The organism is Streptomyces sp. NPDC001100, assembly GCF_053598575.1.
Map to the genome: position 1 here is coordinate 44,145 of NZ_JBSFKO010000025.1, position 14,361 is coordinate 58,505.

11 protein-coding genes and 1 pseudogene are annotated in these 14,361 nt (G+C 69.9%); 3 read left to right on the forward strand and 9 right to left on the reverse strand.

What is annotated here, in order from left to right; genetic code table 11:
• Window positions 1-45: 45 nt before the first annotated feature.
• From ACWDEW_RS31130 to ACWDEW_RS31140, 3 genes are read right to left on the reverse strand one after another with little or no spacing between them, the layout of a single operon-like run.
• Complete coding sequence (locus tag ACWDEW_RS31130; RefSeq protein WP_450517075.1) at window positions 46-858, reverse strand: acetoacetate decarboxylase family protein; 813 nt, start codon at window positions 856-858, stop codon at window positions 46-48.
• Between the two features lie 12 nt (window positions 859-870).
• Window positions 871-2,082, reverse strand: coding sequence for an NAD(P)/FAD-dependent oxidoreductase (locus ACWDEW_RS31135; protein ID WP_450517077.1), 1,212 nt, complete (start codon window positions 2,080-2,082; stop codon window positions 871-873).
• The gene (locus ACWDEW_RS31140) at window positions 2,082-2,270 is read right to left on the reverse strand and encodes a ferredoxin (protein ID WP_362983495.1); all 189 of its coding nucleotides are present in this window, start codon (window positions 2,268-2,270) and stop codon (window positions 2,082-2,084) included. Before ACWDEW_RS31140 ends, ACWDEW_RS31135 begins: the two co-directional genes overlap by 1 nt.
• Window positions 2,271-2,633: 363 nt before the next feature.
• On the opposite strand from ACWDEW_RS31140, the gene ACWDEW_RS31145 reads away from it, so the two are divergent.
• Together ACWDEW_RS31145 and ACWDEW_RS31150 are read left to right on the forward strand one after the other, a co-directional pair.
• Window positions 2,634-3,947, forward strand: a complete 1,314-nt coding sequence (locus ACWDEW_RS31145; RefSeq protein WP_450517215.1) for a glutamine synthetase family protein — start codon at window positions 2,634-2,636, stop codon at window positions 3,945-3,947.
• A gap of 28 nt (window positions 3,948-3,975) precedes the next feature.
• On the forward strand, window positions 3,976-5,262 hold the full coding sequence (locus tag ACWDEW_RS31150) for a cytochrome P450 (RefSeq protein WP_450517080.1): 1,287 nt from the start codon (window positions 3,976-3,978) through the stop codon (window positions 5,260-5,262).
• Between the two features lie 1,108 nt (window positions 5,263-6,370).
• Here ACWDEW_RS31150 and ACWDEW_RS31155 read toward each other — a convergent pair.
• The 5 genes from ACWDEW_RS31155 to ACWDEW_RS31175 form a co-directional block, all read right to left on the reverse strand.
• Window positions 6,371-7,312, reverse strand: coding sequence for a TIGR03619 family F420-dependent LLM class oxidoreductase (locus tag ACWDEW_RS31155; RefSeq protein ID WP_450517082.1), 942 nt, complete (start codon window positions 7,310-7,312; stop codon window positions 6,371-6,373).
• Between the two features lie 97 nt (window positions 7,313-7,409).
• The gene (locus tag ACWDEW_RS31160; RefSeq protein WP_450517084.1) at window positions 7,410-9,107 is read right to left on the reverse strand and encodes an amidohydrolase; all 1,698 of its coding nucleotides are present in this window, start codon (window positions 9,105-9,107) and stop codon (window positions 7,410-7,412) included.
• Between the two features lie 42 nt (window positions 9,108-9,149).
• The gene (locus ACWDEW_RS31165; RefSeq protein WP_450517086.1) at window positions 9,150-10,148 is read right to left on the reverse strand and encodes an ABC transporter permease; all 999 of its coding nucleotides are present in this window, start codon (window positions 10,146-10,148) and stop codon (window positions 9,150-9,152) included.
• Window positions 10,145-11,722: a sugar ABC transporter ATP-binding protein gene (locus tag ACWDEW_RS31170; RefSeq protein WP_450517088.1), complete on the reverse strand. Its 1,578-nt coding sequence runs from the start codon at window positions 11,720-11,722 to the stop codon at window positions 10,145-10,147. Before ACWDEW_RS31170 ends, ACWDEW_RS31165 begins: the two co-directional genes overlap by 4 nt.
• Before the next feature lie 9 nt (window positions 11,723-11,731).
• Entirely contained in the window at window positions 11,732-12,766 is a 1,035-nt protein-coding gene (locus tag ACWDEW_RS31175) for a sugar ABC transporter substrate-binding protein (protein ID WP_450517090.1), read from the reverse strand.
• A 212-nt stretch (window positions 12,767-12,978) separates the two neighbouring features.
• Between ACWDEW_RS31175 and ACWDEW_RS31180 the strand changes: the two genes are divergently transcribed.
• Window positions 12,979-14,010, forward strand: a complete 1,032-nt coding sequence (locus tag ACWDEW_RS31180) for a helix-turn-helix domain-containing protein (RefSeq protein WP_450517092.1) — start codon at window positions 12,979-12,981, stop codon at window positions 14,008-14,010.
• Here ACWDEW_RS31180 and ACWDEW_RS31185 read toward each other — a convergent pair.
• Window positions 14,000-14,341 (reverse strand): annotated as a pseudogene (locus ACWDEW_RS31185) (hypothetical protein); the annotation flags it as partial. The gene ACWDEW_RS31180 and the pseudogene ACWDEW_RS31185 sit on opposite strands and share 11 nt — an antisense overlap.
• Window positions 14,342-14,361 lie beyond the last annotated feature (20 nt).

Sequence of the window (14,361 nt, forward strand, 5' to 3'; positions counted from 1 at the left end):
GGGAAGGGCTCCTGACGCAAAGGGGCGACGGGCGGACAGGCGGGACTAGTCGGCAGTTACCGCCGACGTGCCGGACTCCAGCAGTCGGCCGCCGTCCCAGACGACCCCGACCTGTCGGTAGTACGCGGCGATCGGCTCGCGGACCTCCAGCCGGGCCAGCTCCTCCGTGGGTGCCTCGAACAGCGCCAACTCTGCGTCTCCGACCCAGGGTTGACCGCCCTCGAAGGCGGCGGCGCCCGTCTCGACCAGTTCGTCGAGTGCCAGGCCCTTGCCCTTCTCTATGGAGGGGAGCCAGCGGTGATGAGCCATGGGGTGGGCGTTCACGAACCCGTTCGCCTCCGCGGGTTCGCGCAGGGTCACCACGGTCTCGGCGAGGCGCCGGTCGGCCGCGGCGAGGGTCGCGCCGAAGCGGGCGCCCGCCTCGACGCGGGGCGCGGGGCCGTAGGGATGCGGTCGTGTCTGGTGGATGGAGCCGAGCTTCTTCGGATAGCCCTGGTGCAGCCCGCGCGCGATCGCGAAGTCCTTGTCGACCCAGATGTACACGCACCGCGAGTACGTCCGGCCCCGGAACGAGCAGCGCACGACCGCGAACGCCTCCTTGTACTGGGCGAGCACGGGGTCGAGCAGTTCGTCCCCCGTCTTCGAGCAGGACTGCCAGTCGGCCCAGATCAGCGCGACCGCACCGGGGTCCTCGTCGGCCAACTCCAGTGGTTCTGGCAGCAGTTCACGCACCCGTGCGGGATCCGTGCGGTACTCGACGGTGAGCAGGTCGCCGGAGTAGCGCCAGGGCGGCGCGGGGATCAGTGACGACGATCCGGTCGCGGTCTTGGGATGGAAGTAACCACGGACGCTGGCCATGACGTTGGTTCCTTACGCGGTGAGGGCGGGCTGCTGGAGGAGCGCGGTGCGGTAACGGGCGGCCCGCGCGGCCGTCGTGGGTGCACCGAGCGCCACGACGCCGACGAGCAGGTCCTCGCGGTGGTAGCCGGCGATGAGGTCGCCGTCCGGGTCGCCGTCCAGGACCCGGACGTCGTCGAGGCCGAGCAGGGGCGAGCCGAAGGACTGCAACCGGAAGTCGTGCTGGTCGCTCCAGAAGGTGGGCAGCGGCGCGAAGGCTCCCAACTCGCCCTGGGAGTCGGTGAGATGGGTGACGAGACTCCTCGCCGCGTGTTTGGCGCTGTCCGTCGGGATCGACCAGTGCTCCACCCGGCGAGGCACCCCGTCGTAGCGGGCGTTGGGGAATCGGGCCACATCACCGACCGCGACGACGGACGGCAGTCCACCGACCCGCAGCAGCTCGTCGGTGAGCACGCCGTCGCTCAGGTCGAGCCCATTGCCTTCCAGCCACTCGGTGTTGGCGAGCGAACCGACCGACTCCACCACCACGTCGGCGGCCAGGACGGTGCCGTCGCCCAGCACGACACCCGTCACCCGGTCGTCGCCCTCGAAGCCGGCGACCCCGGTACCGAGCGCGAAGCGCACCCCGCGCTGCTCGTGCCGCCGCAGCAAGGCACCGGCCAGCAGTTCGCCGAGCGGTCCCACCATGGGCAGCGCCAGCGGGTCGACGACGGTCACCTCGGTCACGCCGAGGCCCACGGCGGTGGCGGCCACCTCACAGCCGATGAATCCGGCGCCCACCACGACCACGCGCACGCCCGGCCTGGTCAGTTCGGCGCGCAGGCCTTGCGTATCGGCGAGGGTGCGTACGGTGTGACGGCCGGTGAGCGGTCCGGGGCAGCGCAGGCGCCGGGGGCGCATTCCGGTGGCGACGACCAGGCCGTCGTAGGAGAGGGTCGTGGTGTCGTCGAGGGTCAGGGTGCGTCCGGCGAGGTCGGCCGCTACGGCCCTTCGGCCGAGCCGCCATTCGACGTCGGCGGTGCTTGCCTTGGGGGTGAAGGCGAGGGAGTCGAAGGAGGCCTTGCCGGCGAGGACCTCCTTGGAGAGCGGGGGGCGGTTGTAGGGCATGTGCGGTTCGTCGCCGATCACCGTCACCGAGCCGGTCCAGCCCGCCGTGCGGAGTTGTTCGGCGGCGCGCAGGCCGCCCATCGAGGCGCCGACGACGACCACGTTCCCGCCGGCCATCAGTCCTCGATCCGGATGGCCTGGAGCGGGCAGACGTCCGCCGCTTCCTCGACCTCGTCGCGCAGGGCGTCGTCCGGGTCGGGGACGTAGCCGAGGTGTCCGGCGTCGTCCAGCTGGAAGACGTCGGGTGCCGCGAAGACGCACTGGCCGTGGTCCTGGCACTTGTTCATGTCGACGACGACCTTCATGGCCGGCCTCCTGGAGTGAGGGCGTCGGAGAAGTGGTGGGGAGAGGGGCCCGGCACATTGGCCGGGCCCCGGCCAAAGGGGCTCGAAGACCGCCCCTGACTCGTTTGGCTTCAAACAAGATAGGAAGCCGCCGAGGTGGGGTCAATACCTATCCGGATGGATAATTTTCTTGCCGTCACCTCTTGCGGTACGCGAGGACCGCTCCTACCGTTTGGCGTCAAACAACATTGCCGGGGTCGCCCGCGACCGCTGTGTCCCGGCCCCTCATTCGCCCGCCTCCGGGCTCCCGACCCGGAAGTGCCCCACCGTCCGCCCGAGGAGACAACGGTGAGCGTTCAAGACATCCCGGAAGTCCGCCGCCACATGGAGCGACTCGCAGCCGAGGGCATCGACGTGGTCCGGGTGACCTACCCCGACCTCATCGGCACCGACCGCGCCCGCGACGTCCTGCTGGAGGAGCTGCCCCGGGCCGTGGAACACGGGCTCGCCTTCTGCCGGGCCGTCTACCACACCAGTCCGCAGGGAGACGTGGTCCCGGTCCGCGGCGGCCTGGACGCGGGACTGCCCGACATCTGCGTACGCCCCGACCTGGACACCCTCGCGCCCCTCCCCTGGGAGCCCGGCGTGGCCACCTGTCTCGGCGAGGTCCTGGACCCGGCGACCGGCGCGCCCGCCCCCGAGTCCCCCCGCGACCTCCTCCAGGCCGTCCTCGACCGGTGCGCGGAGCACGGGCTGCGACCCGTCGTAGGGCCGGAGTTGGAGTACTTCCTGTGCGAGCGGGACGGTGCCGCCGGCTGGCGCCGCTACGCGTCCGACCCCGGTGTCGTCTACACGGCCGGGCTGCGCGCCGACCCCGACAACCACCTCCTGCGCACCCTGCGCCAGGTCCGCGACCTGAACATCGGCGTGCTCAGCGGCAACCACGAGTTCGACGGCGGACAGTTCGAGATCAACCTGGTCCACTCGGAGGCGATGTCGGCCGCCGACCGGGCGTTCCGCTTCAAGGCCGCCATCAAGGAACTGGCCCGCAAGGAGGGCAGACTCGCCACCTTCATGGCGAAACCCTTCAACGACGCCGGAGGGTCCGGCTTCCACCTCCATCTGTCGAGCCACGACACCGAGGGCCGCAACGCCTTCGACGACCCGTCCGGGCCCTACGGCCTCTCGGCCACCGCACGGCACTCCGTCGCCGGGGTGATGGCCCACGCGCCCGCCCTCGCCGCACTCCTCAACCCCACCGTCAACTCCTACAAACGTTTCGGACCCGACACACTCGCGCCCTGGCTGATCGACTGGGGGCTCGACAACCGCAGCACCATGGTCCGCGTCCCGCCCGAGCGCGGCTCCGGGGCCCGGCTCGAACTGCGGCTCGGCGATGCCAGCGCCAATCCCTACCTCGCGATCGCCGGCACGATCGCCGCCGCCCTGCTGGGCGTGACGGCCGCGGAGGAGCCGCCCGCCCCGCTGGAGGGCTACGGCTACGACCCGGCCCGCTCCGCCCTCCTGCCCGGCACCCTGTCCGAGGCCCTCGACGCACTGGAGGCGGACACCGCCCTGGCCGAGGTACTCGGCAAGGACTTCACCACGTCCTTCCTCTCCTACAAGCGGAACGAGGTCGAGCGCTTCCAACGGCACGTCACCGACTGGGAGTTCACCGAGTACGCCTACCACCTGTGACATGCCGTACGACCCCGAGGAGCCACCGATGACCGAGACGACCCTGCCCGCCGCCGCGAACGAACCGCTGCCTCTCGCGGACGTCGACCTCGCGAACCTCGACAACTTCACCGACGGCGTGACCCCGTGGCGCATGTTCCACACCCTGCGCCACGAGGACCCCGTCCACTGGCAGCCCGAGGAGGCCCCCAACTCCGGCTTCTGGTCGGTGACCCGGCACGCCGACATCGCCCGGGTCGACCGGGACGCCGAGACGTTCACCTCCACCCGGTTCGTCAACCTCGAAGAGGTCGACGACGACCAGATCAAGAAACGCGCCTCCATCCTGGAACTCGACGGCGTCCGCCACCGGGCCCTGCGCAGCCTGATCCAGCGGCAGTTCGGGGCGGGGGTGATCAACAGCTACGCGGACTTCCTGCGCGGCCTGACCGCGAAGACCCTGGACGCGGCGCTGGCCAAGGGCAGCTTCGACTTCGTGAAGGAGATCTCCGCCGACTTCCCCATCAACGTGCTCGCCCGGCTGCTCGACGTCCCGCCGGAGGACAACCAGCGGCTCATCGACTGGGGCAACCGCATCATCGGCAACACCGACCCCGACTACGCCGATGTGCTCCTGCACAGCGAGGAGAGCGAGAAGTACCGCGACCTGCCGTTCCGTTCGCCCGCCTCGCTCGAAGTCTTCGAGTACGGGCGGGATTTGGCCCGCCGGCGACGCGGTGGCGCGGGCACCGACCTGGTCTCCAAACTGGTCAACACCACCCCGCGCGACGGAGTCCCGCTCTCCGTGCAGGACTTCGACAACTACTTCCTGCTCCTGGTCGTCGCCGGCAACGAGACCACCCGGCACACCATCACCCACTCCATGCTGGCCCTGCTCCAACACCCGCAGCAGCTGGCCCGCTTGAAGGACGACCCGTCCCTGATCCCCACGGCGGTCGAGGAGTTCCTGCGCTGGGCGTCTCCCGTCTACCACTTCCGCCGGACCGCAACGCGGGAGGTCGAACTCGGCGGCAAACGCATCAAGGAGGGCGACAAGGTCGTCATGTGGTACGCCTCGGGGAACCGCGACGAGGAGGTCTTCACCGACCCCTACGACTTCGATGTGGCCCGGCAGCACAACGACCACGTGACCTTCGGCAAGGGCAGCCCCCACCTGTGCCTGGGCAACCTGCTGGCCCGCACCGAGATCCGCATCATGTTCGAGGAACTCATCCCCCGCCTCGCGGACATACGCCTGACCGGTGAGGTCCCCCGCGTGCGCTCGAACTTCGTCAACGGCATCAAGAAACTGCCGGTGGAGGTGACGCTCGCGTGAAAGGAACCGAGTGAGGGTTCCGCGAGAGATCAAGGGTTCTCATCGCACTTGAGGGCGGCTTGTCGGCTTCCGGGGCTTCAGCGGGCATACGGGCAGTACCAGAAGCGGGAGGTCGCAGATGCCCCGGGGCAAGAAGGTCCACCCCGGAACCGAAGAGAGGGGTGGTGGAGCAGACCCTCGGCACCCTCCGGCTGTGCCGCAGACTCGTGCGTGATTGCGAGGCCCGGCCCGCCAACTCGGTGGCGATGATCCACTGGGCAGGTAGGCCCACTGGATGCCGGTGCGCAGGACGAAGAGGATCCCCGCACAGGGCCTGGCGGTCCGGAACCCGAGCTCTGCCTTCGGCCGGCTTCGGCCCTGGTTCGGGCAGCAACGTCTCAATGAGCGCCCCCAGTTCATCCGACACGATCCACGGCCGCGACTGACGTTGCCCCAGCACCGGACCAACGAACGGACAGGCCGACAGACACATGATCGATAGCTCTCCTTGGAGCCGGGAAGCCGCTCGGTGCGCTCGGCTCAGCAGTCTCCGATGAACTCGGCCCACCATGTCGTGCCGTGCTCTGTCACCCGACAGCCGAGGGCGACCATGAACTCGGCGACCACGAGCGGGAGTTACCGCTCCGCTCATACCGCGCGCCGTCACCGTCCGGCCGCGGGTGTCGGGGCGGCAGGTCGTCAATGGGATCGTCCGGAAGCCCCGGCCCGGAGCTACTGGAGTGACCTGCCGGCACGCTACAGACAGGTGGCCTGGATCTGGAGAGCGGGGACCAGGGCCGCACGTCCGGCCAACGGCACCGTGCGCCAGTGGCAGATGCCGCCCACTGGAAGACAGGCCCGGTGCACGACGAACACAGTCCGGGCCAAGTCCGCCCGACGCGCCACGGAGCCATCCGGACGCCACTCGCCCGCCGAAGCGGCCAGGTGGCGGCGGGCGAAGGGCATCCGCTCCCCGCGACGGGATGCCGTCAGACTCGGCCTGGGCCGGTTGCTCGGCCTGGGCGCCGGATCTCCGGCCGGGCGCGGGGAGGCCGCTCCGGCCGCAGTCGTGTGGAGCGCGAGCGCAGTTCGGACTCACGTTGCACGAGGGATCAAGCCGACCGGGGTGTCAGGCGCGTAGCGCTTCGACACGACGCATCACGTCACGACAGAACACGCCGATCCCGTCCGGGTCGTCGATGAACTGGTTCGGCTTGATGCAGAAGGTGGTGAAGCCCTGCTCCATCTGTTCCGGGACGACCGCGAGCGCCGCGCCGAGATCCGCCGGGGAGTGGTCGTCGGGGAACACCGCCTGGGTGCCGCCGATCATCTCCAGCTCGGCCATGTCCCGGCCGACCGCCGCCAGGGCGTCCTTGAGCACCTGGATGTCCTGCGGTGCCGGCCGCCCCAGCGGATGGAAGCCGTAGCCGTACCGCACGAGTCGGCGCAGAACGGGGCCGCCCAGGCGTTGTCCGCCGAACCACAGCCTCGGCCCCTCGGGACGGTATGCCTTGGGTTCGAAGTACACGTCCCGGAACCGATAGTGCTCGCTCTCGTGGGAGATCGGTGAAGGCCCCCAGGCCTTGGCCCAGACGGCGAGGTGTTCGTCGAGCAGTTGCCCGCGCCTGTCGAAGGGGACGCCGAGGGCGTCGTACTCGTCCCTGCTCCAGCTGACCGTCGGCTGCACCAGCAGTCGCCCCTCGCTGATCAGGTCGAGGGTGCCCAGCTCCCTGGCCATGAGCAGAGGATGGCGCAGGGGTGCCAGCACCGCGGCGGCGGCCAGGCGCAGGCGTTCGGTGACGGAGGCGATGGCCGACAGCAGGAGCAGCGAGTTCGGCCAGGGGGTGTACGGGTCCTGGTTGCCCGGGAGGGCATAGTCGCGGGGGTTTCCCATGACGCCGTTGGACGCCGCGTCCGGGCCGAGGACGATGTGCTCGCTGACCATGACCGAGTCGAAGCCGGCCTCCTCGGCCTCGCGCGCCCACCGCACGGCGGCAGGCAGGTCGGCTCGGCCACCGGTCAGGGTCCAGTTCTCGCTGAGGACGAGCAGCATGCGGGGTGTGTCAGTCATCAAGGACGTCCTTCGCTTGCGGGAGCCGTGAAAGGCCAGTTTTTCATTTGACCTCAAACGTATCTAGGGGATCGTCCGACATCGGAGGCCGGTGCAGTCAGCGTTCATGGACCACACGTCCGTCGAAGACCGTCAGATCCACCTCGACGTCCGTGATGGAGTGCGGGTCCAGACCCAGCAGGGTTCGATCCAGCACGCACAGGTCCGCGACCTTGCCGACCTCGACGGACCCTTTCCAGTCCTCGGCGAAGTCCTGCCGGGCGGGATTGATCGTGTAGGTCCGCAAGGCTTCGGCGAGCGACACACACTGCTCGGGACCGCTCTGCCGGCCGCTGGCCTTCGACTCCCGCAGCATCATCGCGGACACTCCCTGCCGCCAGTCGGGCTCGGTGATCGGTGCGTCGGAGCTGGCACAGACCGTGACCCCGGCCTCGACGGCGGACCGCACGGGCCACTGGTACGCGGAGCGGCAGGGGCCGACGACCTCGTCCATCAGGTCGGAGATGGTCCACTTGATGGCGGGGTTCATATTGACGCCGTAGCCGTGCGCGGCCAGCTTGGCGAGGCTGTCGGCGCCGACGAAGTCTCCGTGGATGACGTAGTGCCGGGCGTCCGGGCGCGGTACGGCGTCGTTCGCGGCGAGGAAGGCGTCGACCACCGTGTCGATGGCCAGGTCGCCGGTGACGTGCACGCCGAGTTGGAAACCTGCCTCGTGGGCGACGCGGATCATTTCGACCAGTTCGCCGCTGCGGAGTGCGGGGGTGTCGCCGTGCACGCACAGCGCGCCATGGCCTCCGTCCGCGTACGGCTCTCTCATCCAGGCCGTCCGGTTGGGCGGCACACCGTCGGCGAAGATCTTGACGCCGATGGCGTTCAGCAGACGCGGGTCGGCCGACTCGGGGCGCCGCAGTTCGACCAGGCCTTTGCGGACGTCATCGGCCGAGCCGCCCATGGGAGCGGGCAGCAGGAGGACGCTGACTCGGGCCTGGAGTTCGCCGCTCGCGGCGAGGTCGGCGTAGGCCGTCCAGTTGTCGGTGCTCAGGCCGCCGAAGAGGGAGGTGGCACCGCCCGGGCCGAGGCCTGGTTCGGTGTAGCTGGTGATGCCCCGGGAGTGCAGTTCACGCACCATGCCCTGGATGGCCTCGCGCCGTCGGCCGACTGCGGGCGAGGGCAGGCATGCCAGGACGAGCTGCTGCGCGGCCTCGCGCAGAATGCCGGTGGGCTCCCCGCCGGAGTCGAGGTCGATGACTCCGCCGGACGGCGGAACGCTCGCGGTGTCGATGCCGCAGCGGCGCAGCGCCGCGCTGTTGACCCACACGAGGTGCGAGGAGAAGTGGGTCAGACAGACCGGGTTCTCCGGTGCGATCCCGTCCAGGTCCCGGCGGTGCGGGAACCGCCGTGCATCGGCTCGGCACTCGGCCAGGTAACCGGCGTCCCATCCGAGTCCGATGATCCACTCGCCGGGCCGGGCCGCCCGGGCCGCCCGTTCCACGACGGTGGCGATGTCCTCGATCGAACCGACCGCCGGGTGGCCGACGTCGAGGGCGAAGGGCGGCTTCGTCATGCCGTACGCCGCCCCGTGCAGATGCGAGTCGTTGATGCCCGGCAGGACGGTCCTGCCGTCGAGTTCGATGATCCGGGTGCCGGGTCCGGCCAGGGCGCGCAGGTCGGCGTCACTGCCGACAGCGACGATGTCCCTGCCGTGTACGCCCACGGCTTCGGCGACCGTGAAGTCGCGGTCCATGGTGAGTACCTGGCCACCGGTCAGAATCAGGGAGGGGGTGCAGTCGCTCACGCGTGGCCTTTCTGCAGGGAGGGTTCGGGGGCGAGGAAATGGTCACCGCGTCAGCCGTGGGCCGAAGCAGGCGAGCGCGGCACCGGCAACCAGAGCGGTGCCCTGCGCCATCTGTTGCCAGAACGTGGGCACGCTCAAGAGCGTCAGCCCGTTCTGCAGACAGCCGAGGAAGAGCACGCCGAGCAGGACACCGAGGACGGAACCGGAGCCGCCGGTGAGTGCGACCCCGCCGAGCAGTACGGCGGTGAGCACGGTCAGTTCGAACCCGGCCCCCGACGTTCCGGACACGACACTGTCGAGCACCGACGCCTTGATCGCACCGGCCAGCGCCGCGGCCACACCCGTGACGACGAACAGCGCGAAGGGCGTACGGCGAACGTTGATGCCGGAAAGATAGGCGGCCTCCCGGTTGACGCCGATGGCGAAGACGTGCCGCCCGGCCGGGGTGAGCGCCAGGAACAGAGCGCCCGCCACGAGGACGAGCACGGCGATGACGATCGGCGCGTCGATCCCGGCGATCCGTGATCCGCCGAGCCAGGCGAACCCGGACCCGAAGCTGCTCAGCGGCAGCGGAAAGAGCTGCTGTGCCAGTCCGCGGACCGCCGTCAGCATGCCCAGCGTCACGATGAACGCGGACAGCCCGAGGTAGCAGCAGAGGATGCCGTTCACGGCACCCACCGCCGCGCCCACGACGAGCGCGCCGAGTACGGCGACGACGGGCGACTGGTGCTGCTGTCCGGCGAGCCAGCCGGCCACCAGTCCTCCCAGCGCGAGCGTGGAGCCCACCGAGAGATCGAGATAGCCACTGATGACGAGCAGTGCCAGCGGCACCGCCACGACGGCGAGGGTGGCCGCGTCTGTGGCGATCCCACGCAGGTTGCCGGGGTCGAGGAAGCTCCCGGTGGTCAGCTGGAAGACCAGCACCATGAGGGTGAGGACGACCAGCAGGGGGTGACGCCGTACGGCGTTCAGCCCACCCCCGGCCAGGACACGCGGGCTCGGGATCAGGCGGTTCGCGGGGGCGGTGGTCGCGGTCGTCATGCCGCTCCTTCCGGGGTCATGAGGGCGGTGTTGTCGACGTTGTGGACGGCCGACATCAGGGCGGCTTCGGTCAGTTCGGCGCCACTGAGTTCGCCGCTGATCCGTCCTGCCGAGACGATCAGACAGCGGTCGGCGAGGGCGACGACCTCCTCCGGGTCGCTGGAGGCGAACAGCACGGCCGTCCCCCGCTGAGCGGTGAGTGCGGAGACGACCTGGTAGATCTCCTGCCGAGCGCCCACATCGACACCCTGGGTGGGCTCGTCGAGGAGCAGGACGTCGATGCTGCGCGCCTCGTTGATCCACCGGCCCAGAACGAGCTTCTGCTGATTGCCACCGGAGAAGGCGGCTGCCGGCAGGCGCGGCCGGGCGGGGCGCAGTCCGACCGCGCCGGACAGCGCACGAAAGACCCTCCGCTCGGCAGCCAGGGCCCGCACCCGGTGTCGGGCGAGCCGACGGATCGACGGCAGCAGCACGTTGTCCTGGGCGCTCAGCACCGGGAACAGGCCCTGCCTGCGCCGGTCCGCCGGCACCAGGGCGATTCCGGCGGCCAGCCCGTCCGCGGGACACGCGGGCGCGACGATCCGCTCCCCCACCGTCACCCTTCCGCTTGAGGCACGGCGCCCGCCGAAGAGGGTCTCCAGGATGCGCGTACGGCCTGAGCCCATGAGCCCGTACAGCCCGACGATCTCCCCCTCGCCGACGCTGATCTCCACGGGGCCGAACCCCGGGCCGCAGAGCCCGTCCACGACAAGCCCAGGGACACGCGGAGGGGCCGAGGTGCCGTCCCGTGCGACGACGGTGGCGGAAGCGGCGCTCCGCGCGGGGCTGCAGAGGTCGTCCGGGACGGGTTCGGGTCGGCCGACGATGGCTTCGACCAGCCCACGCCGGGTGTGACCCGCGACCGTCGAGTGGTGGGCGACCCGGCCGTCGCGCAACACCGTTACCGCGTCCGCCAGCCGCTCGACTTCGCCCAGCAGATGGGTGACGTAGACGATGGCCAGCCCCTGGCTGCGCAGGTCCTCGACGCGTTCGGACAGGGCATCGCTCTCGGCCCCGGACAGCGCGGCGGTCGGCTCGTCCAGGACCAGCACCGAGGCGCTACGGCTGAGAGCCTTGGCGATCTCCACCAACTGCCTTTGCCCCATGGGCAGTTCAGCGACCCGGTCGCGCGGCGAGCAGCTCGCGGCGACCCGCTCCAGCAGTTCCGCCGCCACGTCCTCCTGGGCCCTGCGGTGAACGGTGCCGTACCGCGTCCACTCCTGGCCGAGGAAGATGTTCTCGGCCACCGTGAGGGAGTCGACGACACTGAGTGTCTGGAAGATGATCGCCACGCCGGCGGCGATCGACTCGCGTGGGGTCAGACGCGCATGGGACGTCCCGCCCACCTCGATCGTGCCCGCATCCGGCGGAAAGGCACCGCCGAGACACTTGATCAAGGTGGACTTGCCGGCGCCGTTGTGACCGAGCAGGGCGTGGACCTGGCCTGCCGGGACGGTCAGGTCCACGCCGTCCAGGGCCCTGACGCCGCCGAAGGACTTGCTCAGCCCGCTGATACGGAGGTTGGGTTCCGTCATGGCGGGCGCCTAGGAGTTCTGCGCGAGAAGGTCGTCGATACGCGCGACGTCCCCGTGCCCGACGAGTGTGATCGGCACCTGGACGCTGGGGTGCGCCTTCCCGGCGGCGACGGCCAGGGGGACCTCGACGACAGCGTTCGCAATGTCCTTCGGCGCCAGAGCAGCAGAGGCCCGGTAGAAGGTGCCCTGCTTGATGGCAAGAAGGGAGGGGGCCGCGCCGTCCTGGCCGCCGACGAAGGTCCTGGCGTCGGTCGACTTGCGGCCCGCCTGCTGGAGGGCCTTGAAACCACCGTACGCGGCGGCGTCCGTGACACCGAGGATGAGATTGAGGTCCGAGTGCTTGGCGAGGACGGCACGGGACTTGGACAGTCCGCTGTCGGGGTCGATGGCCTGCTCCTGGGCGACCACGTCGACGCCGGGCGCGTTCCTGGTGAACGCGTCGATCATGCCCTTGGACCGCTCGCGACCGAGTTCGATGGTGCTGTCGGTGAGGAAGGCGACCTTCCCCTTGCCGCCGAGCGTCTCGTTGGCCCACTTGGCGGCGGCCTCCCCGAGGAGCGTGCCGCCCTCAAGGAAGCTGAACTGGATGTCCGCGCTCTGATGTTGCAGGGATCCGCCGTACGTCACCCAGATCAGGCCCGAGTCCAACGCCCGCTCGGCGATCGCCTCGGTTGCCTCGAAGACCATCGGGAAGGACACGATGGCCGGCATCTTCTGCGTGACCCAGGTCGTGAGATCGGTGGCCTGGGTGTCGGCGCTGCTCGCGTCGCTCGTGGTCAGCAGGGAGACGTCGTGCTTCTTGGCCGCGGCAGTGGAGAGTTTCACGAGCGTCGCGTAGAGCGGAAGCTGGGTGAAGGGATAGTCCAGGCCGATCTTGGTGAGGCTTTTCGACCCCGCCGACGAGTCGGCGGCATCCACCGTGCTCGTGCCGCCGCCCGGCGCGGAACAGCCCGCGACGGACAGCGCGGTGGCGGCGGCAACGCCACCGGACAGAGCCAGGAACCGGCGGCGCGAGGCCGGCGAAGGACAAGAGGATCTGGACATGGCGGGGCTCTCCGAGGGGATGCGGCCCGATACCGCTGGTGTCGGGCATCCGGCTGTGCCGAACAGAAAAGACCCGGGCGGTCCGTCGCCGCCATCCGTAGAAATACCGACCGCCCGAGCCGTGCGGTGGTGAACGTCTTGTCCGACCCACCCCGAAACCCATACCGTTAGGAGCCAAACGACACCTTGGTCGTGGGTTCCCGGAGGCCCGCATGGTCAGCTACCAGCAGCTCGCGGCAGCCACCCGCATCGGCATGCTCACCCGCGAGCGCGACACCGCGTCGGCCTGTGCCCAGGCGCTGCACGAGCTCCGCCGCGCTCTGCCCCTCGACGCCGCCACCCTGCTCACCATCGATCCGATCACCGGAGCACATCTGCAGGTCGCGGGCATCGGTTACACCACCATGACGTCCGAATCGATGGCCGCCGAGTTCGTCTCGACCCCGTGGTACGCGAACGTCGTACGGCAGACGCTCCCGCCGTCCATCACGGAAGACGCCGAAGACGCGGCATCCGGCGCGCAGCGCTTCCGCAACGGCTGGTTCTACGCCGAGCGGGTCCGGCCCGCCGGGTTCCGTGACGCACTGACCGGCGCCCTGCGTCACCACGGGCGGGTGGTCGGTCTGGTCACCCTGTCCGTCGAAGGACCGGGCACGTACGACACGAACGCGCGCCAGCTGCTCGCCTCGGTCCTGCCGGCACTGGGTGCCCTGGCCGAGCCGACGACCCATACCAGTGACCCGCACGACCTTCCGGTGGACGCGGGGGCGAACCTCGTCACGGCCGACGGTGTCATCGACCTCCCCGGTCACGGCCCCGCCCGAGTCCTGGACGACGACGCATTCCGACAGCTGGCGGAGGCGTTCTACGGCTCGGACGGCTTCCGGCTGCGGGTCCTGTGGCCGATCGGCCGACACTGGAACCGTGTGGTGCTCCGCCGGTGCACGACGGGATCACCCCTCGCACGAAGGGCGGTCCTGGTGTCCGAGGCACCCACACAACTGCCGTACTCCCTGAGCCCCCGCGAACTGGAAGTACTCACCCGGGCCGCCAGGGGTCAGACCAACCAGAGCATCGCGCAGGCGTTGTTCCTGTCTCCGCGGACGGTACACAGTCACATCGAGCACGTGCTGCGCAAGACCGGCAGCGCCTCGCGCGCCGAGGCCACGGCCCTCGCCGTACGCGACGGTGTACTCAAGCCCGGCGCCGAAGACCTGGAGCACTTCGTTGAAAGGAAGGTTTGACTCTCTCGCGGGAGCGGCCGCATTCCACGGGCGTGGAGTCCACGATCCCCAGGTCGTCGCTCCACACGGATGTGTCCGCGGCAAGCGGCCTGGAGATCCGGTGGAGCAGCTCGACGGACTCGCGCAGGTGCTCGTTGCAGCCGGGCTGCTGGGGCACGTACGGGAACAGATGCCGCAGATGAGCGCTGACGTGGCGGAGCCGCTTCGCCTCGGAGGCGAATGCGGCGACGCCTTTTCGGTGTGGCCAGCGGCATCGCGAGAGGGGTAGGTGCACCTGATGCCGGTCATCGACGCGTGGATGCAGCACCCCACACTCCGTCACTCCAACCATGAGATGTTCGAGTCGCTGCG

Coding starts and splice junctions, on each gene's coding strand:
- ACWDEW_RS31130 (WP_450517075.1), bottom strand. CDS start 858: ATGGCCAGCGTCCGTGGTTACTTCCATCCCAAGACCGCGACCGGATCG.
- ACWDEW_RS31135 (WP_450517077.1), bottom strand. CDS start 2,082: ATGGCCGGCGGGAACGTGGTCGTCGTCGGCGCCTCGATGGGCGGCCTG.
- ACWDEW_RS31140 (WP_362983495.1), bottom strand. CDS start 2,270: ATGAAGGTCGTCGTCGACATGAACAAGTGCCAGGACCACGGCCAGTGC.
- ACWDEW_RS31145 (WP_450517215.1), top strand. CDS start 2,634: ATGGAGCGACTCGCAGCCGAGGGCATCGACGTGGTCCGGGTGACCTAC.
- ACWDEW_RS31150 (WP_450517080.1), top strand. CDS start 3,976: ATGACCGAGACGACCCTGCCCGCCGCCGCGAACGAACCGCTGCCTCTC.
- ACWDEW_RS31155 (WP_450517082.1), bottom strand. CDS start 7,312: ATGACTGACACACCCCGCATGCTGCTCGTCCTCAGCGAGAACTGGACC.
- ACWDEW_RS31165 (WP_450517086.1), bottom strand. CDS start 10,148: ATGACGACCGCGACCACCGCCCCCGCGAACCGCCTGATCCCGAGCCCG.
- ACWDEW_RS31170 (WP_450517088.1), bottom strand. CDS start 11,722: ATGACGGAACCCAACCTCCGTATCAGCGGGCTGAGCAAGTCCTTCGGC.
- ACWDEW_RS31175 (WP_450517090.1), bottom strand. CDS start 12,766: ATGTCCAGATCCTCTTGTCCTTCGCCGGCCTCGCGCCGCCGGTTCCTG.
- ACWDEW_RS31180 (WP_450517092.1), top strand. CDS start 12,979: ATGGTCAGCTACCAGCAGCTCGCGGCAGCCACCCGCATCGGCATGCTC.